The sequence below is a fragment of the Enterococcus sp. DIV0240d genome (assembly GCF_051711245.1).
In the GTDB taxonomy this organism is placed as follows: Bacteria; Bacillota; Bacilli; order Lactobacillales; family Enterococcaceae; genus Enterococcus_D; species Enterococcus_D casseliflavus.
In genome coordinates this window covers 968,160-989,706 of record NZ_JBIOMG010000001.1, presented here as the reverse complement: position 1 = coordinate 989,706, position 21,547 = coordinate 968,160, and the positions used below count along the sequence as shown (strand labels likewise).

24 protein-coding genes and 5 pseudogenes are annotated in these 21,547 nt (G+C 37.0%); 4 read left to right on the top strand and 25 right to left on the bottom strand.

Annotated features, from left to right (window positions below):
* Positions 1-245: 245 nt before the first annotated feature.
* The 7 genes and pseudogenes from IGJ25_RS04710 to IGJ25_RS04680 form a co-directional block, all read right to left on the bottom strand.
* Complete coding sequence (locus IGJ25_RS04710) at positions 246-398, bottom strand: hypothetical protein (protein WP_225001125.1); 153 nt, start codon at positions 396-398, stop codon at positions 246-248.
* A 59-nt stretch (positions 399-457) separates the two neighbouring features.
* The gene (locus IGJ25_RS04705; RefSeq protein WP_225001126.1) at positions 458-886 is read right to left on the bottom strand and encodes a hypothetical protein; all 429 of its coding nucleotides are present in this window, start codon (positions 884-886) and stop codon (positions 458-460) included.
* The gene (locus IGJ25_RS04700; protein WP_225001127.1) at positions 850-1,221 is read right to left on the bottom strand and encodes a hypothetical protein; all 372 of its coding nucleotides are present in this window, start codon (positions 1,219-1,221) and stop codon (positions 850-852) included. Before IGJ25_RS04700 ends, IGJ25_RS04705 begins: the two co-directional genes overlap by 37 nt.
* A gap of 17 nt (positions 1,222-1,238) precedes the next feature.
* Positions 1,239-1,511 carry a hypothetical protein gene (locus IGJ25_RS04695; RefSeq protein WP_081117364.1) on the bottom strand — a complete coding sequence of 91 codons (273 nt, stop codon included), beginning with the start codon at positions 1,509-1,511 and terminating at the stop codon, positions 1,239-1,241.
* A 274-nt stretch (positions 1,512-1,785) separates the two neighbouring features.
* Positions 1,786-2,223 (bottom strand): hypothetical protein, encoded by a 438-nt coding sequence (locus IGJ25_RS04690; RefSeq protein WP_208773695.1) that lies wholly within the window; start codon positions 2,221-2,223, stop codon positions 1,786-1,788.
* A 6-nt stretch (positions 2,224-2,229) separates the two neighbouring features.
* On the bottom strand, positions 2,230-2,523 hold the full coding sequence (locus tag IGJ25_RS04685) for a hypothetical protein (protein WP_225001128.1): 294 nt from the start codon (positions 2,521-2,523) through the stop codon (positions 2,230-2,232).
* Between the two features lie 398 nt (positions 2,524-2,921).
* Positions 2,922-3,558, bottom strand: a pseudogene (locus IGJ25_RS04680) (transposase); the annotation flags it as partial.
* A 271-nt stretch (positions 3,559-3,829) separates the two neighbouring features.
* Here IGJ25_RS04680 and IGJ25_RS04675 point away from each other — a divergent pair.
* The 3 genes and pseudogenes from IGJ25_RS04675 to IGJ25_RS04665 all read left to right on the top strand — a co-directional run.
* A complete protein-coding gene (locus tag IGJ25_RS04675; protein ID WP_005225228.1) occupies positions 3,830-4,024 on the top strand; it encodes a hypothetical protein in 195 nt (64 codons plus the stop codon).
* Between the two features lie 401 nt (positions 4,025-4,425).
* Positions 4,426-5,046: a CadD family cadmium resistance transporter gene (locus IGJ25_RS04670; protein ID WP_005237707.1), complete on the top strand. Its 621-nt coding sequence runs from the start codon at positions 4,426-4,428 to the stop codon at positions 5,044-5,046.
* Positions 5,047-5,157: 111 nt separating this feature from the next.
* Positions 5,158-5,490 (top strand): annotated as a pseudogene (locus IGJ25_RS04665) (transposase); the annotation flags it as partial.
* 41 nt (positions 5,491-5,531) lie between these two features.
* Here IGJ25_RS04665 and IGJ25_RS04660 read toward each other — a convergent pair.
* The 18 genes and pseudogenes from IGJ25_RS04660 to IGJ25_RS04575 all read right to left on the bottom strand — a co-directional run bounded on the left by IGJ25_RS04660 (position 5,532) and on the right by IGJ25_RS04575 (position 20,547).
* Positions 5,532-6,224, bottom strand: coding sequence for a Crp/Fnr family transcriptional regulator (locus tag IGJ25_RS04660; protein WP_005225225.1), 693 nt, complete (start codon positions 6,222-6,224; stop codon positions 5,532-5,534).
* A gap of 16 nt (positions 6,225-6,240) precedes the next feature.
* Positions 6,241-6,792 (bottom strand): Dps family protein, encoded by a 552-nt coding sequence (locus tag IGJ25_RS04655; RefSeq protein WP_438779127.1) that lies wholly within the window; start codon positions 6,790-6,792, stop codon positions 6,241-6,243.
* 1 nt (position 6,793) lies between these two features.
* On the bottom strand, positions 6,794-7,030 hold the full coding sequence (locus tag IGJ25_RS04650) for a heavy-metal-associated domain-containing protein (protein WP_005225223.1): 237 nt from the start codon (positions 7,028-7,030) through the stop codon (positions 6,794-6,796).
* Positions 7,031-7,093: 63 nt separating this feature from the next.
* Positions 7,094-7,705 (bottom strand): annotated as a pseudogene (locus IGJ25_RS04645) (HAD-IC family P-type ATPase); the annotation flags it as partial.
* A 100-nt stretch (positions 7,706-7,805) separates the two neighbouring features.
* Entirely contained in the window at positions 7,806-9,710 is a 1,905-nt protein-coding gene (locus tag IGJ25_RS04640; protein WP_005225221.1) for a heavy metal translocating P-type ATPase, read from the bottom strand.
* A 319-nt stretch (positions 9,711-10,029) separates the two neighbouring features.
* Positions 10,030-10,263, bottom strand: coding sequence for a heavy-metal-associated domain-containing protein (locus IGJ25_RS04635; protein WP_003125439.1), 234 nt, complete (start codon positions 10,261-10,263; stop codon positions 10,030-10,032).
* Between the two features lie 146 nt (positions 10,264-10,409).
* Positions 10,410-11,264, bottom strand: a complete 855-nt coding sequence (gene lgt / locus IGJ25_RS04630) for a prolipoprotein diacylglyceryl transferase (RefSeq protein WP_081132255.1) — start codon at positions 11,262-11,264, stop codon at positions 10,410-10,412.
* Positions 11,249-11,587, bottom strand: a complete 339-nt coding sequence (locus IGJ25_RS04625) for a hypothetical protein (RefSeq protein ID WP_081116777.1) — start codon at positions 11,585-11,587, stop codon at positions 11,249-11,251. The genes lgt and IGJ25_RS04625 overlap by 16 nt, the downstream gene beginning before the upstream one ends.
* Before the next feature lie 228 nt (positions 11,588-11,815).
* Positions 11,816-12,520, bottom strand: coding sequence for a Crp/Fnr family transcriptional regulator (locus IGJ25_RS04620; protein WP_003125436.1), 705 nt, complete (start codon positions 12,518-12,520; stop codon positions 11,816-11,818).
* A 144-nt stretch (positions 12,521-12,664) separates the two neighbouring features.
* The gene (locus IGJ25_RS04615) at positions 12,665-13,237 is read right to left on the bottom strand and encodes a Dps family protein (protein WP_002292150.1); all 573 of its coding nucleotides are present in this window, start codon (positions 13,235-13,237) and stop codon (positions 12,665-12,667) included.
* Positions 13,238-13,771: 534 nt separating this feature from the next.
* Positions 13,772-13,978: pseudogene (locus IGJ25_RS04610) on the bottom strand (IS256 family transposase); the annotation flags it as partial.
* Positions 13,979-14,153: 175 nt separating this feature from the next.
* A complete protein-coding gene (locus IGJ25_RS04605; RefSeq protein ID WP_002318452.1) occupies positions 14,154-14,918 on the bottom strand; it encodes an ABC transporter permease in 765 nt (254 codons plus the stop codon).
* Entirely contained in the window at positions 14,915-15,568 is a 654-nt protein-coding gene (locus IGJ25_RS04600; protein WP_002307505.1) for an ABC transporter ATP-binding protein, read from the bottom strand. The genes IGJ25_RS04605 and IGJ25_RS04600 overlap by 4 nt, the downstream gene beginning before the upstream one ends.
* Before the next feature lie 83 nt (positions 15,569-15,651).
* Positions 15,652-16,074: a cupin domain-containing protein gene (locus tag IGJ25_RS04595; RefSeq protein WP_002307506.1), complete on the bottom strand. Its 423-nt coding sequence runs from the start codon at positions 16,072-16,074 to the stop codon at positions 15,652-15,654.
* 773 nt (positions 16,075-16,847) lie between these two features.
* Positions 16,848-17,189, bottom strand: a pseudogene (locus IGJ25_RS04590) (DNA topoisomerase); the annotation flags it as partial.
* Positions 17,190-17,395: 206 nt separating this feature from the next.
* A complete protein-coding gene (locus tag IGJ25_RS04585) occupies positions 17,396-17,989 on the bottom strand; it encodes an HD domain-containing protein (RefSeq protein ID WP_060792975.1) in 594 nt (197 codons plus the stop codon).
* Between the two features lie 198 nt (positions 17,990-18,187).
* The gene (locus tag IGJ25_RS04580; protein WP_005225213.1) at positions 18,188-18,568 is read right to left on the bottom strand and encodes a DUF7006 family protein; all 381 of its coding nucleotides are present in this window, start codon (positions 18,566-18,568) and stop codon (positions 18,188-18,190) included.
* A gap of 485 nt (positions 18,569-19,053) precedes the next feature.
* Positions 19,054-20,547: a helix-turn-helix domain-containing protein gene (locus tag IGJ25_RS04575; RefSeq protein WP_438779126.1), complete on the bottom strand. Its 1,494-nt coding sequence runs from the start codon at positions 20,545-20,547 to the stop codon at positions 19,054-19,056.
* Between the two features lie 531 nt (positions 20,548-21,078).
* Here IGJ25_RS04575 and IGJ25_RS04570 point away from each other — a divergent pair.
* Positions 21,079-21,513 (top strand): hypothetical protein, encoded by a 435-nt coding sequence (locus IGJ25_RS04570; RefSeq protein WP_005225210.1) that lies wholly within the window; start codon positions 21,079-21,081, stop codon positions 21,511-21,513.
* Positions 21,514-21,547: the final 34 nt, after the last annotated feature.

The window sequence follows — 21,547 nt, the reverse complement described above, 5'->3', positions numbered from 1 at the left end:
ATTTAATCATACTAGAGAACGATATGTTTTTTAATACCTAAAATGAAAATGGGGCTGAAGAATCAATTCTGATTCATCAGTCCCATAAATTATAGAGCCGATTTATCAAGGTTTTTAGCGTTTTTTTCTCGACATTATTCAAGCAAAAAGCTTGTTCCTTCAGTCGCTCCAGCCACCACCACCGCTCCTTCAGAAACCGTGTTGTTGACACAACCCGAAGTGATCGATAGAAAAAAACACCAGGATCAGGCAGAGATCTCTTGTTCTTTTAAAGCCAAAATAGACAAAGCATTCGCAAACTGTAGTAAGCCTGATTGAGAATCATCGACGATCACATTTTTCTGATAATGGATCCGATCGCTCACATGATTGATTGATAATCCGTAGACAAAACGCATCAAAAAAATCTTTCGTCTCCGATCGGTGATTTCTGGTTTATATGGATGGCTAATGGTCGTCAGACCCAAAGAAAACAAGTGGTGAAAATAAAGAAACTCTTACTATTGACTCCGTCCCCGACGTCTAAACGAAACGCATCGACGATTTCTCCATCTTTAATTTCCTGAAAGTAAAATTTATAATACACACTTTCCATTGGTCGATCTAAACGTTTTATTTCTTCGATCAAAGGTTGTGAAACGATCTCTCCTTCAAAATTACGAATGCTTTCCGACCCCTCGTTAAATTCAACTCGATAGAAATGGTTCAAGGCAGCTTCTTGATCTTTTGTAGCGTTGAGTACCTCTGTAGTGTCACCCGTTAGTTCGTTTAAAATATCAGAAATGACCGACTGTTCTGCTTCCGTTTTTGCGGCATACCGTTGAGAAGATTCGAATGTTCCCGACTCCGTTAATTCAACGGCCAGTTTTCTATATTCAGTGACCATATTTTTTCTTGTGTTTCCTTTTGCATGATTTCGATTTGCGCTTTTGATAAATTCGAATAATCAGCAAGACGTTTGTTGATCTCACCTAGCGATACTCTTTCTTCAGCTGTCAATTTTGATTGAGCGAGTAACGCATTTTTTCGATCCATATAATCCAAATAGCCTTCAAATGATTGAGTCGGATCGTCATTTGTCATGGCCGTTTCAAAATCAGAAAGATCTTTTTCTTGATACACTTTCTTATCTTCTCGATCCATATATATTACATACTCAGAATCAAACGAAAGGACAAAAAAGCTCATTAAGTTGATATAAGAGCCAGCAGATTGTGCCATGTGATCACCTCATTCATTTAAATGCCATCAGATTCAAATGCACGATACAAAAGTGCATTATTCGTGTCGATGTATTGTTGTAAAATATGTTTAAAATCATCCAAACTATCTTTAAGCATATCGAATTCTCTATTTTGAGATAAAAATTTTTTCATATCATCTTCAATAATCATGTTAATTAATTGATTCCTTGAAACTTTTTTTCCTGACCGTTCGGACAATTCTTTTGCTCTTCTAGTAAGATACGTTAATGTCTCATCATGCTCGAATCGAACAACAATTTCTTTCATAGTTTCCTCCTTCAGTAAGTTCTTAATCGGAGCTTAGATCCTTGATTATAGATTGAAAGTTCGGTGAAACAGCTCCAAATAAAGAAAGAGCATAAGGTAGATACCCCCACCTTCTAGTTAGAAGGTGGAAAATAGGCTGTGCCTATTGGGTTTTAAGAGATTTCAAAGTGATATCATTGCGGCTTTTTTAGTGGCACCCAGATACCACTACCGATGGCACCTAGGTGGTACTTTTTGTAAAAAGTGCCACCTAGGTGCCACCATCAACCCTCAATTATTTTGGTAAATATTGGGAAACAATATCATTAAAATCACGTTCTTTTTTGACATCTTCTTGAACAGATTTGACCTTTTTCTTTTCTTCTTTCTTTGATTCGTCCTTCCTGTTTTTAAAGCGATAGTTCTTATTTCGAACAACTTTCTTACTCATTGTGACTGCTTCTTGATAAACATCAGAAGAAAAAAAGTCTTGTATTTTGGTATGATCTTGCTCCAATTTTGCATTGGTCATAATCTCTAATAAAGACAAAGAATCCAATACTTTTTTTTCAAAATTTATTTCTTTTCTCACCCGATTAAGTAATTCAAGCAGCGCATATCGAATCATCGGACTGTCTTTAATATCCTCGTCAACGGGCAAATAGGTTTTTAATTCTTTCAAAGCATCTTCATGTTCCGTGTCTAAAAATACCGGAGTTCGTTTCTTTGACATGTTATCTCACACACCTTTTTTGAGTTCGTCAATTTTCGATTCAATCAACTGAATCGTCTTTTCGATATCAGAAATTTTGGTTTGATTATCTGAAATGTTCCCTTTAAATGATTCAATCGTATTCTCCAAAGTGGTGATTGAATCTTCCGTTTTTGCTAACTGCTCTCCGACTTGATATTCTTTTTCTTCAGTGAAAGAAGCAATTTTTTCTCGTGCATTTTTTATTTCTTCGACAAGAGATTTGTTCTCTTCCTCAATCATTCTCGGATATAATGAATTTTTAGAATTTGATAATTTCATGAATTTATAAAGAAACTAGACTTTTTGAACCGATCCCCAAAAGTTAGATTCTTAGTCTAACTTATAGGAATCATTTTTTTTATGATAAAATTTAGTTGTGATTTTAAGAAAATAAATGGACAAAATTATCGTAACGATAACTCTTAAATAACAATGAAATGAAAGAAAAGACGAGAATCTTCCAGTACTTCGAGAATCTTGTCTTTTCTTGTTGAATATAAAAAACCGAAAATAGATATATTTTAAAGGCTCTTGTCAATAAATCTAATGGTAATAAGTCAAGTTGAAGATTGAAAATATTTTTATTGTGTAACCTGTTTTGAAGCGCACTTAACTAGCTCCGTCTAAAATCAAATTTTTTACAGGGGATTTCAAAGGTTTGCGTCAATAACAGAATGTTATTTACCTATTACTCTCCTTGGCAACGCGTAGAGTCGATGGTTACGTAGTAGCGTATCCACAAGACGCGTAACTTAAGACGATTGCTCGTTTGTGTTTATATTTGGGACCTCTTTACATTTGCTTTGATAAAAAACTTTATATTCAGGAAGATACTTTTTTATAGAGTTGGTAGCTTTAACTAAGTAGTATCCAAAATAGCGATTCCCTTGTTTTGTCAGTGGTGTATTTTATGACTGACAGTTACCAGATTGTTTGACTTTCGAATATAAGCCTGCATATTTTGCCAATTTTGTTTGATTTTCCAATCGTTCAATTTGACCGATTTCAACGATTAATTAAGTGGAGTACACCTTTCCAATACCTGGAACACCGGGCAAATATTGATATTCTCGAATGCCGACAAATAATTGCTTGATTGCTTTTCCAAGTCTTTGATGTTCTTTTCAAGCGCACGAATTTCACGTACAAGAACACTTAGAACGGCATTGATGGATTCTTGTGCAAGTCTACCTAAACGATAACTCATGGTAATTGCACGTTGAATGATTTGGCAATTTTTTCTGGATCTTTAAAGCAACCTTTTCCTTCTTCTTGTAGTAAGTCACAGAACGCCTCTAAGGCTTCTTTAGCTATAGTCGCAGCATCCGCAATATTTCCATAGTTAATGCAATTCCTTTTACGGTATCTTCACCCATGACAACCATTCTAAAAATTTTCGCTAACTCGTCCATTCCAGCTGGAAAAGAATCCCAAAAATCAATATCATAATTACCATTTTAATGATTTGTATTCAAAAATCAGATGAATTGTTTGACGTGGCAATTAATAATAATACTTTAGCAATCAACAAGATGATTGACGGTATGTGGTTAAAGAAGAAAAATAGCTAGGAGATTTTTGAGAGATGACTGGTAAATTTAAAGATGAATTATTAACTGTTGTTGCAGATAATGATTTAAAAAATATTATTCAGTTAAGAAGATACTTTGAAAATCATAGTGATGAATTTACGTTCAAAAATATCACTCGTTTTCATCAAACCATTAATAATAATGTCGATGTTTTTGGTCTATATTTTGAGGGTAATCTTCAAAATTAAATGCACTTAAATATAAAAGCCCCCTGACGAAAGTCGAAGGGGGTTTTTATTTTGGTTTGAGGTTTGCATACCTACCGAAAAGGTAGAGTAGCAAAACGTCAAACAGGTATCAGCTAAATGCCACCATAAGGGTGCGCTGATACTCGGCTCAAAAGAGCCGACAGAGCCGTCTGCAAGACCCCTCGGAGAGCCCACACTTTACCTTGTAAAGTATAGTGGGTTATACTTTACAAGGAAGTAGTCACCGAATTCCAGTTAGAAATTACTTTGTAACTACGTTTTGAGGAGGAGTAAAATGCTTTCCTACGTTCGACATTACCCATTAGCGATAGCTAAATTAATGTGTCTGTGCTCTCCTAAAATCTGCTGATTTATTACTGACTAATACTGGAGGTTTTTTTATGGGACAGACAATCATATCTGCTATTGGTGTTTATATTTCCACCAGTATCGATTATTTAATTATTTTAATTATTTTATTTGCACAGCTATCACAGAATAAACAGAAATGGCATATTTATGCGGGGCAATATCTAGGAACTGGCTTACTTGTAGGGGCGAGTTTAGTTGCTGCTTATGTCGTCAATTTCGTGCCTGAAGCATGGATGGTTGGATTGCTTGGTTTAATCCCTATCTATTTAGGGATTCGCTTTGCAATTGTTGGAGAAGGTGAGGAAGAAGAAGAGGAAGAAATTATTGAAAGATTAGAACAAAGCAAGGCAAATCAACTGTTTTGGACAGTCACATTGCTGACAATTGCGTCTGGCGGAGATAATTTAGGTATCTATATACCTTATTTTGCTTCGTTAGATTGGTCACAGACCCTCGTGGCGTTGCTTGTGTTTGCAATCGGCATAATTATCTTTTGCGAGCTTAGTCGGGTGCTATCTTCTATTCCGTTAATATCCGAGACAATTGAAAAATACGAGCGAATCATTGTGCCCTTAGTATTCATTCCACTTGGACTATACATCATGTATGAAAGTGGCACGATTGAGACTTTTCTGAACTTTATTTTATAGATAAAAAAGCCCCTTAAATGGGGCTTTCAGACTGTAGACAAAGTACTAGTTTTTAGTGCTTTGTCTTTTTTTATCCGTTAAAATAAGAGTATCAATTGGAGGTGTATCCAGATGCTCTCAAAACAAGATATGAGTAAACGCGCACAAATCGGTTTCTTTTCTCTTGAAGACTTGGTCCCACAGGACCATTTATTGCGGCAAATAGATCAATGTATTGATTTCTCCTTTATTTATGAATTGGTTAAAGAGAAATACGATGAAATCCAAGGACGTCCTAGCTTGGATCCTATTCTTCTAATTAAATTACCAATGATTCAATATCTATTTGGTATTAAAAGTATGAGACAAACAATAAAAGAAATAGAAGTGAATATCGCTTATCGCTGGTTTTTAGGTTTGAGTTTAGAAGATCCTGTTCCTCATTTTTCAACATTTGGTAAAAATAGTGTTGCTGACCAATACTATTTGACACAGAACCATTTAACTTAACTTGATGCAAATAATAACTTATCTAAATCAAATATCTCAACATATTTTTGAGTATGCTGTTTAATTAAACCTCTCTCTTCCAATGATGAGAACTTACGACTTATTGTTTCTGGGGTTGTACCCAAGTACGAGGCTAGATCTTTTTTCGACATTGGTAAAGTCACATAAGTATGGTTTTCTTCATCTTCAACGTATTCTGATAGAAAATCAATAATACGAGACTCTACTTGCTCCATACCAACCTGCATCGTTTGCTTTTCTGATACCTGTAAACGTTTCGTAACATCTGATAGTATTCTTCTCATAATTTCTGGGTAAGCGCCTAAATAGTCATCCATATCCTTTTTATGAATTCTACATATGCTCACTTCTGATATTGCTTCAGCATAATTAGAATGGTAACTTTCAGTTTGAAAAATAGCCACTTCTCCCATAAAATCACCAGGATTTAATATGCGTACAGTTTGTTCACGACCAGATTCATTTAAGTTATAAACACGTACACGCCCATTATTTATAATATAAAGTGTGTCATCTTTATCACCATTTCCAAATAACAACGCATTCTTTGCATAATGTACTTCTTGCGCTGATTGCGCAATTAAACTCATTTGTTCTTCATTTAGGTGATTAAAAATCGGAACTAAACGTATACAATCTATATGACTATGGTGGTGATGGTGTGCCATACAGCTTTCCTCCTAATTAATCGTTATCTATATAGTCATCATCTTCTAACGCATCCTTGTTAACAAAGGCTTGAAGTTGCCAAATATTTATATCTAAGTAATCTTTATAACTAATTAGTAAATCTTCTAATGCATCACCTGCTTCTTCTTGTGCTAAACGCATTGCACGAACGGTAAATTCACGATTAGTCCTAAAATCTTCTACTAACTGTATGACCATTTCTTCAGCAGAATAATATTTTTCAGACGGATCTTCAGAAATTATTGTAAATTCCTGAAATTCAGTAGTTGTTGAAGCTGGCTTAAATCCTGAAGCTAGTAAACGTTCTGCAATCTTATCAAACCATGTCTCATTCTCATTGTATAAATTCTCAAAAACACTATGTAATGAATAGAAATTTGTGCCTTTCACATACCAATGATATTGATGTAATTTTACATGTAAGGTATGGATATTAGCAAGTATATGATCTGTGACAGCTACAGCATTAATCTTAGTATGATGAATGTGTTCTTTATATGCTTTTTCAGCAGCTAATTTTTCTTGTCTTTCATTTGCTGTTGTCATTTTATACACCTTCCTTTACTTTTGAACTAATAACTGAATATCCTAGGTTTTCAATAGCTCTTTCAATTGTACTCAAATTGACTTGTTCTTCATCAAAATCTACTTTTACCTTACTTGCATTGAACAGTACTTTTACAGAATCTTTTTCTACACCAGCTGTCTGTTTTAAACCACTTTCAATTTTTTGTAAACACGATGGACAAGTTAATGTTTCTAATTTTAATGTTGCTTTAGTCATATCTATCACTACTTTAAATAAATTATACAGGACATTTCTTTTAAGATAATTGACATAGATCAATTATCTTAATTGATATCTTCTTAATCTCATTGCATTTAAAATAACTACTAAAATACTTGCCTCATGAACTAACATACCTATCGACATAGACATCCATTCACTAAATATTAAACTAACCAATAATATTATCACCACACCAACAGCAATTAGAATATTTTGTCTCATATTCGCATATGTCCCTTTAGCTAAACCTAAAGCATGGGGGAGACGATTAAAATTGGGATTCATTAGAACAATATCTGAACTTTCAATAGCCACATCTGTCCCATTTCCCATAGCAATCCCTACTTCTGCAGTAGCTAGAGAAGGGCTATCGTTCACACCATCACCAATAAAAGCAATAATTTCACCAGTAGACTGTCTTTCTTTTAGAAACGCTTGCTTGTCCTCAGGTAACATATCGCCATGAGCCTCGGTTAATCCTAGCTCCTTTTTAACTAAATTAACTGTGCCTTGATTATCCCCTGATAATACAGTGAGATTTTTAACACCAAGTGATTTTAATTTTTGTAGGTCTTGTTTAACACCTGCTCGAACTTGGTCACGGATTCCCATTAAAATAATTAACTTACGATCAACTGCCGTTAATACAATACTCTTCTTTTTTTTTTCAAGAACTCAAAAAAGCGGAAAATCCCAGATTTAAAAATCTGAGTTTCCGCTTTTGTCATTTCAAGGATGGACTATTGTCTCAGCCTCTTCTAATTTATTCTTAAGATATTTTTACTTTCTCTGCAGGTGCTGATACTTCTTTTTGTTCTTTTCGACCTTTCAACTTATACTTCATTAATCTCATGCCATTGAAAATTACCACCAAGATACTACCTTCATGAACCAACATTCCGATAGACATATTCATCCATTCGCTGAAGAAGACGCTGGTCAACAAGACCAACACTACTCCAATTGAAATCACGATATTTTGTTTCATATTATTTGCGGTGGCTTTTACTAATCCTAATGCGTGAGGCAAGTTGCTGAAGTTCGAGTTCATTAAAACGACATCGGATGTTTCAATCGCTACGTCCGTTCCGCTTCCCATTGCGATTCCAATGTCTGCTAAAGCTAAGGACGGACTATCGTTAACGCCATCTCCAACAAAGGCTACAATTTGACCACGTTGTTGAAGTTTTCCGATATAAGCCGATTTGTCTTCCGGCAACATGTGGCCGTGAGCTTCGGTCAAACCAAGTTCGCCGGCGACCACATCAACGGTTCCTTGGTTATCTCCTGAAAGAACGACTAGATTTTTCACGCCCAAGTCTTTTAATTCCTGCAAATTAGCTTTCACACCCGGACGGACTTGATCGCGAATGCCCATCAGTACTTTTAATTCACCGTCGACCGCTGTCAAAACGAGAGAGTTCCCTTGTTGTTCAAACCGTTTGACATCTTTTTGCACTTTTTTGCTGAGAGTGACATTTTCTTTTTCCATCAAGGCCACATTCCCAACAGCCACTCTATGTCCAGCTACACTTGAAACGATTCCGCCGCCTTTCACGACTTCAGTTCCTTCAACAGGATAAAAATTTGTTTCTCCAATTTGATTTAAGACCGCTTTTGCTAATGGATGATCTGATTCCCGTTCCACACTGGCCAGATAGCCAAGCGTTTCAGCAGAATCTTTTTCATACAGTTCAGTCGCTGCAACGGTTGGGTTTCCGACAGTTAAAGTACCTGTCTTATCAAATACAATTGTATCCACATTGCTGAAGTCTTGAATGACTTCACTCCCTTTTAAAAGAACACCGTTACGAGCACCATTCCCGATACCGGCAACGTTTGAGACAGGCACTCCGATAACTAATGCGCCTGGGCAACCTAGAACCAAGATGGTGATTGCTAACTCAATATTTTGACTGAACGCCCATACAACAATTGCCAGAACCAAGACAGCTGGTGTGTAGTATTTAGAAAAGCGATCAATGAACCGTTCCGCTTCGGATTTAGAATCTTGTGCTTCTTCCACGAGTTCAATAATTTTTCCAAATGTGGTGTCCTCACCAACTCGGTCAGCTCTGATTTGAATCGTTCCGTTTTCTAAAATGGTTCCTGCAAAAACTTCTGCATCAGCTAGCTTGTTGACCGGAACAGCTTCCCCTGTAATGCTAGCTTCATTGATATGCCCTTCGCCCGTAAGGACTGTGCCATCCACTGGAACTTTCGCACCCGTTTTAACGAGCAAGATATCCCCTTCATCTACATCATCCACTTCTACTTCTTCAAATTCGCCATTATCCATTTGTTTCAAGGCGCTTTCGGGTGCCATTTCAGTCAATTCTTTGATAGCAGATCGCGTTTGGTTCAATGTTCGTTGTTCCAAGTAGTGTCCGAATAAGAATAAGAACGTGACAATAGCCGATTCTTCATAATTTTGAATAAAAAGCGCACCAATCGCTGCAATACTGACTAAGACATCAATACTGATGACTTTGACTTTCATTGCTTGAAACGCTTGAATGGCAATTGGCGTAATCCCAAAGACAGAGGCGATGATCAAAGACCACTCTGAAAGTCCTACGTTTTCTAAAACAAAGTGACTGAAGAAACCGAGTGCGATTAACAATCCACTGATGACGGTGATAACATTTTTCTTGCTTAATATATATTGTTGCATGCTTTTTCCCTCCAAATTTAATTTCTCTTTTATTGATAAACACAGTATAAGATAATTGCCTAAGTAATTAATTGACTGACATCAAGTTTTGAAAAAATACGTGTCCCTTCTCACTATTTTTTTGATCTAACAGCCTCAATGACACTTATTCCTCTTTACAGTTATAACGATACCCTCTTTTTATCGAATAAAAATTTACGGCTATCAAGTTTAGAAAGTTCTCTTTTATCGTTTCTAAGCACCTCGAATCGGATTGCAACAAAAAAGCAATCCCGGAAAAATAGCTTTTCTTCCAGAATTGCCTAGTTCATTTAATCTGTTAAGCGGCCTTGACTTTTGCTTTAAGGACCGGATAGCCTACGTTTTCGATAGCTTTTTGAATCTCTTCAATCGAAGTGACAGCTGAATCAAAATTGGTTTTGACTTTGCTGGAGTTGAATAATACTTTAATGCTGTCTTTATCAATACCGTTAACTGATTTCAAGGCACCTTCAATTTTTTGCATACAACTTGGACAAGACAACGTTTCTAATTGCAATATAGCTTTTTCCATAATTCCTATCTCCTTTATGTGTTTTTATTTTATCCGCAGCAGATTAATGAACACTGCCTTTTCCTCTTTACAACTGTAGTATAGCTCACTTTTAGCAAACGAAAATTGACGCATATCAAGTTTTGCACTTCTTTTTATCTTTTTGCTCAATTCACCATCTTAATAGTCTTTTTCTGCCCCTTATTGCCATCAGAATAATAATAAATTGGTGGATAGTCTTGTCTGCGTATAAACCATACTACAATCGCGCCAATAAACAGGGCCAGAGACAAGGCTTGCGAAACGCGGATCCACTCGCCAATCCATAAACTGTCCGTTCGCATACCTTCAATGAAGAACCGACCCACTGAGTACCACAAAACGTAACTCAAAGCGACTTCTCCTTGACGCAAAAGCTGTTTTCGGTTCCGTATAGTGACGATGAGGACAAAGCCCAACAAACTCCACAATGACTCGTATAAAAAAGTCGGATGGTAGTAGGTACCATTGATATTCATTTGTTCAATGATAAATTCAGGTAAATAAAGATTTTCCAAGAATTGACGAGTAACCGGTCCACCATGAGCTTCCTGATTCATAAAATTGCCCCAACGACCAATGGACTGGGCTAACAATACATTGGGCGCTAAAATATCAAGAACGAGTGCCAAAGAAGTACCTTTTTTCTTTGCATACCAATATAGCGTACCCCCTCCTGCAATCAATCCCCCATAAATCGCAATGCCGCCATTCCAAATCGCAAGGATTTGTCCTGGATTTTGCAGATAATAACCAAGTTCAAATAACACATAATAAAGCCGAGCGCCGAGGAGTCCAATCGGAATTGCCCATAAGGCCATATCGATAATGGTATCCTCTTCCAGTCCTTTTTTCTTTGCTTCCTTGGTGCTCAACTGGAGAGCCGCTAATATGCCCGCTGCAATAATGACTCCATACCAATGAATCACAACAGAACCAATCTCCACCGCATGGGGATTCAAAACGCCTAATACGAATTCCATTCTATTTGCTCCATTTCTTCAACTTTTCGCGTCATTCTAGTCATGGTGATGCTGAACAAGATTCCGGCTAAGCTCCATGGAAACCAAACAGTGAATACACTTTTATCTCCCTGGTCACTCGCTTCGTAATACGCCACTTTTCCGTGTCCGATTACGCCGGCTCCTTTTACAACTTCCTCTTCTTTTTCCATAGCTAACCTATCTGCCTCAACAACGTTAGACGTTTTTGCTTCGCCGCCAATCGTGTTCTTGGTGAAAGGGACGACAAAGAATGCACCCGCTGCTGACAACGTGATGGCAACTATCACCCAAAAATAATGCACATTCACCCCTACTTATTTTTACGTTTTGTTCGACAACCCTATCTTAAAGAAAAATAAAACAAAAAAACTTGAGGGTTATCATGTTTGTGCTTTTATTTTTCCAATGAATGAAGGTCGTTCTGTCTTAAAAAAGCCAAAAACGGACAGATGGAAGCAAAAGCACTGAGTTCTGTCCCGTTGTTAATGAAGAGCGACAGAACACCAATGTGTAGAAAAAAGTGTGTCCGATTATTCGCTGTAAAGCAATAAATCATCTAAATCCTGAATCTTGATCCTTTTCCCAGACAGCTGTTGAATCAATCCCTCGTCCTCCAATTCTCCAAATTTGCGACTGATGGTCTCAGGTGTCGTTCCTAAATAGGAAGCAATGTCCTTTTTTTCCATCGGCAGGGTGATGGTGGGAGAGTTGCCCATTTCAGGTTCCACATTTTCTGCCAAAAACAAAACTAAACGGGTAATGACACTCTCCAAGGCTACTTGTGTCGTTTGACGTTCTGAACTTTCTAACCGTTTAGACATTTCCGCCAATAGTTTTAAAGAAATAGCTGGGTATTGTTCCAGAAAATCTTGGACATCTTTTTGCTGAATCATACAGACAACGGTATCTCGGGTTGCTTCGGCATATTCCTCGTGTACTGCATCCGGGTTGAACAAGGTCCATTCTCCGGTGAAATCACCAGGGTTCAAGATCCGCACTAGCTGCTCTTTGCCAGAGTCTGCCAATCGATAAATACGGATTTTCCCACGATTGATAATATATAAAGTATCCTCTTTTTCTTGTGAACGAAACAGAAACTCTCCTTTTTGATACTGTTTCGTGTGGGCTTTTTCAGCAATGTAATTCATCGCGCTATCCTCTAAGTGATTGAATATTGGAACCAAGCGGATACAGGCTGCGTGGTCGCCAATTTCATGATGGGTATGTTTAGTCAATTCATTCTCCCCCTTTATTTATTTTGTTTATATTCGCTGCTTTTATTATATAAGTCTCTTACTACAAAAAAATTGATGCACATCAAGAAAATGGAAAAAGGACTGGAAAGAATTCCAATCCCTAAATCAGCTTCTACTTTTACCTTAATCTTCATCCTCATCAAGAGCGTCATCATCTTCTAATGCTTCTTTACCAATGAACGCTTGCAGCATCCAAATGTTCTTGTCTAAGTCATTTTTAAAAGCAATCAATGTATCTTCTAAAGCATCGTCACCCTCGTCTTGAGCTAAACGAATCGCGCGAATAGTTAGGTCACGAGTGCTTCTGAAGTCCTCGATAATATTTTCAACCATGTCTTCTGCTTTAGCGTATTTATTAACTGCATCTTCCGAAAGCATCGAATATTTTTCAAATTCAACAGTTGTCGAAGCAGGTTTATGCCCAGAAGTAATTAGACGCTCCGCAAGTTTGTCGAACCATTTTTCATTTTCGTTATACAACTCTTCAAATTTTTCATGCAACGTAAAGAAATTGGCTCCTTTTACATACCAGTGATATTGGTGCAGTTTCACATGTAATGTATGCATGTTGCCTAAAAGATGATCCGCAATGGCCGCTGCATTAATTTTCGTATGATGAACATGTTCCTTGTGTTCTTGTTCTTCTTGCAATCTTTCTTGGGGTGTTCTTTCTTGAGTAGCTTTATTTTCAGTCATGATTTATTCCTCCTATAATTTTGGTTTGTTTAAAATAGCTTTCTTTGATTCCTCCTTTTTCTTTACTGAATTTAGTATAGGATAGATTTCCGTTAAAAAAATTGACGCTCATCAAGAAAAGTATTTCTTAATAGACGCCAGGCTTCTCTATTAAATTCAACTGAAATAATCAAAGGAATGAAGTCGTTCCCTCCAAACAAAAATTTCATTAAAGTAGGGCCTAAAAAAAGAATAGCAACTATACTTTGTCAAGAGACCTGACTGCTATTTTTTTGCTTGTTATTCTTCAATTACCAAATGTCTTGCCTTGCAGTATATTTAATGCTCTTTCTCACTAGTGTTGCATGCAACACTAGTGAGAAAGAGTATTAATAAGATTAACCTAGAAGAATAACTTTACTTTATTTATGTCATACCATAAATAAAAATTGAAAAGAATTTTTTATTTATTTTTAGTAGATCGATTAATAGGAGTTTTAGCTTGGGAGCGTCAATAATTTTGTGTAAATGGTTCTTTCCTACTGTAGATTGTTTCTAATTCTCCATCGGTTGACTCAGCATTTGTTCGAGCTCGCCTTCGGCCTGTTGGAAACCTTTATGACTGCGACCTAGGAATTTTTGGTTGTGAGTATCAAAAGACGAGACTAAGAAACGTTCCATCGACTCTTCATTTTGGAACTGTTCCTTGCGGTGGCTGTATTTCTTGATTTGCTTATTAAAGGATTCAATCAATCCAGTTGCTGCACTATATAAAAAATTTCATCATAGTTTCGCCCTAGTCGTTCCAAAGATTCGATGACAAAAATATCCTTCTTCCTTAAAAAATGAAGTTCTTTTTGCAATTATTCTCGTGAGGTCTTCTTTTAACTACATAAAATTGTAACCACTGGTTTTAAGAGTAGTGTATCATCCCAAATCATATAATTAATTGACTGCGATTGTTATAAAACTCACGGTAAGCCATATAACTAGCAATAAACGAAGAAATCGCAGTAACTGAAATCAACATAAACATCACAACAATTTGGTAACGAATCGCTTGAACAGGATCAATTCCCGCAAAAATCAACCCTGACATCATACCTGGTAGGCTGACAAGTCCAACCGTTTTTGTTCGGTCAATAGAAGGAGCCATGCCCGTTTTGACGCTTTCTCTTACAATACTCATGGACGCTTGTTTTTTATTGGCTCCCAATGCCAATTTTTCCAATACCTGTTGGCGTTGGTCCGTAAATTTTGAATTCAAAGACCGATAGGTCACTCCAATCGCAGTCATGGCGTTGCTGGCAATCATGCCTGTAATTGGAACGATTTGGGAAGGGGACCAGTCAATGACTCCTGAAAAAACAAGAATGAGTAAGGACAAGGCTGTTCCTACTCCAATAGCCGTCGTTGAAATTTTAAAAGAGCGGTTGATCCCCTCACTACGTGTATGGGCGTTATAAGAAGCGTTGAACACAATGAACAAAACCATCGCTAAAGTGAGAAAGTTGTTATCCACTCGTAATACGTAGCTCAATACATATCCAATAAGGAATAATTGAACGACAGCGCGAATTCCCGCAATAAAAATGTCGTTTCCTAATCCCAATTTCTCTTTGTAATCAATCAACAAGGCAACTATCAAGAGGACAGAGGATAAAAGCAAAGAAAGATTACTGATTTCCAAATTGTTTGTCATTTCGATTCCTCCATTTTTCCACCTTTGATAGTAATCAGACGAGAAGCTTGGTCGATTTCTTCCTGGTTGTGAGTGACGGCCAACACCGTAGTTTGTTGGTCTTTCATCATGTCTCGGACTAAATCAAGGACAATCGCTCTGTTTTCTTGGTCCAATGAACTGGTAACTTCATCCAGGAGCAACACTTTCGGTTGATACATCAAATTTCGGACCAATGCAACCCGTTGTTTTTCCCCTCCTGATAGTTCCTTGACCTCTTTCGATAAGTAAGTTTCAGGTATTTGAACTCGTTCTAACAATTTTTTTGCACGTTCCCGATCAAATCCTTCTTCTCTTATGCGGGCAGGAAAAGACAAGTTCTCTTGAACTGTCTCATCGAATAGAGAAGCGTTTTGAAAGAAATAAGAGACTTCTTTTCTATACTCCACAGGATCGATTTTTTGCAGATCCGTACCTCGATAATAAATTTTTCCGGAAGTTGGGGAAAGCAGCGTACCAATTAATTTCAAAAGGGTACTTTTTCCACTTCCAGAAGGACCAGAAAAAACAATCACTTCCCCTTTGTTTACTGTAAAAGAGATATCTTGAAGGATTTGGTTTCCGTTTGCCTGAAAACCAACCTTCTCTAATTGAAACAATGAATCACTCATACCACTTCTCTCCTTTATAAAAAAGCCCTGCACCAGTGGACCATCCATACGGGTGCAGGGCTTTTGTTTCATCCTAGTGTACCTCAGTGTTCGTTTGGATCGTTTTTGGCGTCTTCATGAGTAGGGTGAACCGTTCCTTCAAGGTGATCTGGACCAGCATAAATGGTATACAGTCTGAGCGGCTTATCACCGGTGTTTTCGATGTTGTGCCACATGTCCGCCGGAACAAATACGGCGTCATCATCCATCACTTTTTGTTGAACATGTAAGTTATCTTTAGAAGGCCCCATTTTACACACGCCTTCTCCTTCTTCAATACGGATAAATTGGTCAATGCCTTCGTGCACTTCCAAACCGATGTCATCGCCCGGTTGAATGGACATTACGGTGACTTGCAGTTTACTGCCTGTCCAAATGGTCGTCCGGTAATTATCATTTCCTGTGGTGGCGTCTTCAATATTAATGATATACGGCTTCTTCCCATGATCCTTGTAGTCTATTTCCATCTTCCATTCCTCCTAGTCTTTTTACTAAAACAATGATACCTACTTCTTATTTATAATAATTCTAATTAATGGTACCACATCTAAAATTCTATGCAAAAAATTGGCTTTTTGGAGAGCGATTCTAAACAAAGACCATATAACGCGCAATTACAATTGGTACCCCTTAATCCTCAGCACATAAAGGAAAAAATATGGAATCAAAAAATAACCGATATGTACTCTGGTTATGACTTGAATCAGGGAGAATTTCAGAGACGACACATCATACTTTTTTAGTTTGCACTTGTAAACTAACTAGCGTATATTAAGTTTATGCTCACTATCAAGCGTTGTCAATCCTTTAGACTCTTATCAATTTCGAAAGAAAGTAGCAAGGTTATTGATTGTGACTGTAAAAGTGGGGTGTTCCTATAAGCACATTAAACTATCTTCTCTAATTTATCATGCTATTTAAATTCTGTTTTTTCATGAGAATTTTTGTCCAAAACTTGTTAAAATGATTTTAAAAAATACTTACATACACAATCCCCAAAAAACACTAATGTCATTTCAGTCAAAAAAGATACCGCAGAAAATTTCCACCTGAGATTCAATACGATATTACTCTCTTGACAGCCAGCTTAATTCCTTAGTTGAATAGATTATTAAAGTGCACAAAAAAACAATGCGGCGTTTGTTATATTTTCTGGTATAAGCGACGGTGCTATAAACTTTTTTGCAGATTAAAAATCATATGAATTTAACTCCAGTAATAAGAGTTTAAGTGCCAATGCATGTTTGATTTCTTCGTTGCGTTGGTAAATCAAGAACAAAGTCGGGGTTTGGACGCGTCCAACGCTAAACACGCCTCTCATGCCGTTTTTCTGCATATAAAGCGTGTAAAGACGGGTGAGATTGATTCCTACCAGCCAATCAGCGATTTGTCGGGTTTCTGCTTCTTTGTAAGTGGAATAAAACGCCTGTCCGTCCTTCAGATTTTGAAATCCTTTTTTGATTTCGCTAGTTTCAAGCGAGTTGATCCATAAACGTTTAATGGTTTTCCGGCTATTTCCCGAAAGGTTGATAATCAAGCGGGCGATTGCTTCACCTTCTCGGTCGCTGTCGGTCGCAATCACGATTGTTTCCGCTTCATCTAAATGCTTTTTGACGATCTTGTATATATTGATGTAAGAATAGACACTGTTACGATAAAATACTTTGTAAAAATATACCCTACTTCCCCGATACTCATAACCATTCCTTCTCTTCTAGTACATTTGGTGTTCATTTTGATGATGCTCTTCTACTTCGGCTCATGTTTAGCAGCTTATTGATTTTTGCTTTATTGCTTCAGCCAACCTTTATTTACGGCATCATCTATAAGTTTTCTAACATAGTCCCAAACTTCTGGCATAATTTCTTTGATGACCTCGTTTCGTTTTAATTCGCGTTCAACATCAATGTTATTTTCTAACCAGGTATTCCCGTCACAGTAGTATATCTGCAAGACAGGCTGTAACCTATCGATTGCCGCTGCATATTTTGCTTCTACGGTTGCCATCTCCTCAAACTCTTCCCACAAATCCATAAATTCATCATATTGTTCTCTCGGTAATGTAGAAAATAAACTTGTAGCTGCTTCCCGTTCTCGCTGTACTTTATCCAGGTACCCAGCTTCATCATAACAATAGGTATCACCTGCTTCGATTTCTACCATATCATGAATAATTAACATTTTGAGTACTCGCAACAAATCCACTTGCCCTTCGGTTGCGACATGTTCTGCAAGCAATAGTGCACATAATGTCAAATGCCAGGTGTGCTCTGCATCATTTTCCCGTTGGTTTCTATCATAGATCAGTGTCGATTGTCTAAGGATGGCTTTAAGCTTGTCAGCTTCGACAATAAACTGGATCCTCTTTTCTATTGCATTCATCTGTGACCTCCAATTATTTGTTGAATGAATTTATATCAAAGGTACAGCTTTTTTCCACAATGCCTCCAAAGTTGCATAAAAAAACTGCAGCCTTTTCTTTTGGTAAAACAATTACTCCTGCACAAACCTTAATGAAAGGCTCCTTTCAAACTTCCTATAACACTTTTTCCTCACGAATGATCTTTGTTGTTACTTCAACTACTCCACGGAAAAATGCAATGAATGGGGCGTAGGCGCGATCAATGTCAGCCCACATCTTTCTTTAAAATAGGTTTTGCTATCTTGTTTCGCCACTTGCAAAATTTCTGCCTCAGCAAAAGGGACCACATTGTCACTCCCCCGCAATTCACTGCATTCCAAAATAATCAAAATCTCTGCTTCTAATGTATTGATTCTCGCATACTGTTCAAAAAAGTTTTCGTGATTGATTTCTTGGATCGCTCGTTTGATTTCGAAGCAATTGGCAAGAATCTTTTCTTTGAGTTCTGGAAACTCTTCCTTGAAAAAAAGCCGCTCCGTTTCTTCCATGTAGAAGTTTAAATATTCTTCCATTGAATGGATCTTAAATGCTGACTCCATCTTTAGTCCTCCTGTTCTATTGATTGGTGAATCTTATGTAAAATCCTGTTTATGTGTTTATCGTTGGAACGAATACGTCGATGCGTACTCTATGGAAATATTGAAAGGAAATCGACCTTTAGGCTGAAATCACTAGCATTACGTTAAATAGAGGATTCGAACACTCTTTCTTACCTTCGCTTTTTCGTAAAACGTTTCTGTTGACCGAGATCTTTATGCCTGCATTATTACATGTTTTTTAGGAAAGGAGACGCCAATCATTTGTTTGTTAGAAGCAAATAAAGTCCTGTTAGATACCTTCGGGTTGGATCGTATCAATTTTAGTTTCATAAAAGTAAACAAGCCCAATAGCCGATTGAGCGATTGACAAACTACATAGGAAATCTGAGAAACGCTGTGCAAAACTTTTCGCTTCCTACTAAAAAAAGGGAGGATTCTCTGGTTTTGAGAATCCTCCTTTTTTTCATACTGTGAAATCCACAGTTTTACGTATGTTTTTGACTAAACTCATTCTGGAACTTTTCAACTGCTTCAATCAGTTCAAGCCAGCGATCCCCCGTTGGAAAACTATTCCATTTAAAAAATTGGACGTTGGGATTTTGGTCAATAAAAGCTTGCCGATTGACGGGATAATCTGTCACGACAAAATCGGGATTTTCGGAAACAAATGAAAGTGTGTACCCAAACCAGCGCTTCAATCGTTCCTTTTGTCTGATTTCTTGGATTTTTCCGAATTTTGATTCGTGAAAAATACGAACCGTAGAACGATCAATTTTCGCTACCAGAGAAAGAAGCATACTATATTGAAAAAGCAAGCGATTGTTCGCTTCATACATGGTTGAAAAAATTGGTGATTGTTGCGCTAACGATTCGTACATCTCCTGAACAAACGGAAAAATCTTAGAAAAGACACGGCGATAATCTTTGTCCGTGGTGCTTTTTCCAAAGGCATCGATCTTATTTTTCGATGCAAAAAGAAGCGAAACCGAATGAATATTCAAGGCATTGACCAACAGATAATCAATATTGCTTTCAGAAACGAGAAAAACTTTCTGAGCGTTTTCCGCAAATAGCCTTGCTGCAGCGATTGCTCGTGGAGAAAAATGATCCCCAATTGTTAACTGACTAGGAATCTCTTCAGGTAAGTACGTCATCATGACAGAAAACATATAATACAAGAAGAGAAATTCTGTTTCTGGAAGCCCATTTAGAATCAAATTGTTTCTTAGCAATGGCTTGATCAGCTCTTCTTTAAATTCTTCAAAGGAAATCGTCAGATGCCTCATCTCCCTCATCTCTTGAGGAATCTCTTTTACAGGAAAGCCTCTTTTAAAACGATAAATACTTAACGCCAACAATTGAACAAATTTCTCCTGATCAATCCCGCGATAAAAACTGGGATAACTTGTCAACTTTTTCTTCAATGTACTGACACTTTGTTTCGTCAATCCACTATAACGCACGTTCGTTGCATCATAGATCTGCCAATACATGATGTGGAAAAAATGCCGAATGCGGTATTCTTCGCCCACAAAAAGCGGTTTTCTTTTTAGGTTCAATCGAATGTGATAATTTTCAAGAATCGTTTCTACTTCCTTTAGTTTTCTTTGAACCGTGCGATTGCTGACATAATGTTGTTGGGCGGTTTCTTCCAGCGACACATACTTATCACTAAAGAGTCTGTCTAAAATTTGAAATGGCATGCTTTCTTCTAGCATGACCGAATAAAGCTTAGACAAAAGAAAATTCGGCGCAAAATAAAGCGTCATCTCTCTACCTTCATGCAACGCAATCTCAAAATAAGGATACGCCGTTTGCAAATCGAGTGCTCGCTCAAAAACTAAGACGATTCGTCGTTTTGATAAGTTTGTCTTTTCAGCAAGAACATTTAGTTTTTCACGCTCCACAGCCTGCTCAAAAAAATGCGCAAACAATTCATAAACATCTTGGTCTAATTTAGTTAAAAGAAATTTATACATAATAATACCTCTTAACTTTATTTTTAAGGTAATTATACTCCTTTCACGATCTATTTTCATTCAGTGTGTATTCATTGACTACTTATTTCATTTTATAAGAAGCTGTCTCTGAAACTATCACCTTCTGAATCATTTAGGATAAGCAAAATCATGGCTACAACTACTTAGAACTACGAGTTACTACGTCTGGAGAACATTGCTCTTTCTAACAGCTAGTTTAAGACGACAAAACAGTCCAAAGCGCTATTTATCAAAAAATTATTTTATAATAATAAAAGTAAAAAACCGTATATTTTGCTACGATAATAAGAGAGTCGGTTTTTAGGAGTATTTACAATCGAAGAGTTAGGTAGCCTTTGAGCATTTCAACAATTCCAAAAGCTTTTACTTTCTATCAATTACGCTTATATAAAGTTGAAAATTAGTACAGTTATTTTTAAAGTATCTTCGCCATAATCAAGCTAACTTCTTACATTAATTAAAAAGAATGGGGGGACAGGTGTTCATGCTTCGCTGAATGAACTGAAATCAATGAAAATATCAAAAAAAATAGTATGGTCAAGTGTTGCTAGTATTCTCGTTCCAATTTTAATAAGTCTCGCTGTCTTTGTCTCCCCTAGTAATAAACCTGGGATCGTTGTCTCAAATGACTTTGGAAAGATCACAGTTCCGTTGCGAATAAGTAGAATCTATTTAACTCAAACAAACACTGTCTTCTATCAGCCTGAAATACGCTCAGCCAAAACAGTTCTGGAGGAGGCGAATTTATTAGGAGAAAGCACACTTTCGATAAAAATCGGTGAGGAAGAAAAAGAAATTGTTTCTTATATTGATGCCAATGTTAAGAACTTCTCTCTAGAACTAAACGTGGAAGACTATGACAAAACAACAGGAAAATTAGTCTTGACTATTGCCTATCGTGATGGCTTGAATGATGAATTCAAGAACGTAACATTCGAAAGATAACTGATAAAAACCTATATTCTCGCTCATATTTAAA

Excerpts from the sequence above, each read along its gene's own strand:
- IGJ25_RS04700 (WP_225001127.1), bottom strand. The coding sequence starts at position 1,221 with ATGGCACAATCTGCTGGCTCTTATATCAACTTAATGAGCTTTTTTGTC.
- IGJ25_RS04600 (WP_002307505.1), bottom strand. The coding sequence starts at position 15,568 with ATGAGTGATTCATTGTTTCAATTAGAGAAGGTTGGTTTTCAGGCAAAC.
- IGJ25_RS04670 (WP_005237707.1), top strand. The coding sequence starts at position 4,426 with ATGGGACAGACAATCATATCTGCTATTGGTGTTTATATTTCCACCAGT.
- IGJ25_RS04655 (WP_438779127.1), bottom strand. The coding sequence starts at position 6,792 with ATGACAACAGCAAATGAAAGACAAGAAAAATTAGCTGCTGAAAAAGCA.
- lgt (WP_081132255.1), bottom strand. The coding sequence starts at position 11,264 with ATGGAATTCGTATTAGGCGTTTTGAATCCCCATGCGGTGGAGATTGGT.
- IGJ25_RS04595 (WP_002307506.1), bottom strand. The coding sequence starts at position 16,074 with ATGGAAATAGACTACAAGGATCATGGGAAGAAGCCGTATATCATTAAT.
- IGJ25_RS04605 (WP_002318452.1), bottom strand. The coding sequence starts at position 14,918 with ATGACAAACAATTTGGAAATCAGTAATCTTTCTTTGCTTTTATCCTCT.
- IGJ25_RS04710 (WP_225001125.1), bottom strand. The coding sequence starts at position 398 with ATGCGTTTTGTCTACGGATTATCAATCAATCATGTGAGCGATCGGATC.
- IGJ25_RS04585 (WP_060792975.1), bottom strand. The coding sequence starts at position 17,989 with ATGAATGCAATAGAAAAGAGGATCCAGTTTATTGTCGAAGCTGACAAG.
- IGJ25_RS04615 (WP_002292150.1), bottom strand. The coding sequence starts at position 13,237 with ATGACTGAAAATAAAGCTACTCAAGAAAGAACACCCCAAGAAAGATTG.
- IGJ25_RS04690 (WP_208773695.1), bottom strand. The coding sequence starts at position 2,223 with ATGTCAAAGAAACGAACTCCGGTATTTTTAGACACGGAACATGAAGAT.
- IGJ25_RS04570 (WP_005225210.1), top strand. The coding sequence starts at position 21,079 with ATGAAAATATCAAAAAAAATAGTATGGTCAAGTGTTGCTAGTATTCTC.
- IGJ25_RS04635 (WP_003125439.1), bottom strand. The coding sequence starts at position 10,263 with ATGGAAAAAGCTATATTGCAATTAGAAACGTTGTCTTGTCCAAGTTGT.
- IGJ25_RS04660 (WP_005225225.1), bottom strand. The coding sequence starts at position 6,224 with ATGGCACACCATCACCACCATAGTCATATAGATTGTATACGTTTAGTT.
- IGJ25_RS04640 (WP_005225221.1), bottom strand. The coding sequence starts at position 9,710 with ATGCAACAATATATATTAAGCAAGAAAAATGTTATCACCGTCATCAGT.
- IGJ25_RS04685 (WP_225001128.1), bottom strand. The coding sequence starts at position 2,523 with ATGAAATTATCAAATTCTAAAAATTCATTATATCCGAGAATGATTGAG.
- IGJ25_RS04575 (WP_438779126.1), bottom strand. The coding sequence starts at position 20,547 with ATGTATAAATTTCTTTTAACTAAATTAGACCAAGATGTTTATGAATTG.
- IGJ25_RS04695 (WP_081117364.1), bottom strand. The coding sequence starts at position 1,511 with ATGAAAGAAATTGTTGTTCGATTCGAGCATGATGAGACATTAACGTAT.
- IGJ25_RS04675 (WP_005225228.1), top strand. The coding sequence starts at position 3,830 with ATGACTGGTAAATTTAAAGATGAATTATTAACTGTTGTTGCAGATAAT.
- IGJ25_RS04580 (WP_005225213.1), bottom strand. The coding sequence starts at position 18,568 with ATGGAGTCAGCATTTAAGATCCATTCAATGGAAGAATATTTAAACTTC.
- IGJ25_RS04705 (WP_225001126.1), bottom strand. The coding sequence starts at position 886 with ATGGTCACTGAATATAGAAAACTGGCCGTTGAATTAACGGAGTCGGGA.
- IGJ25_RS04650 (WP_005225223.1), bottom strand. The coding sequence starts at position 7,030 with ATGACTAAAGCAACATTAAAATTAGAAACATTAACTTGTCCATCGTGT.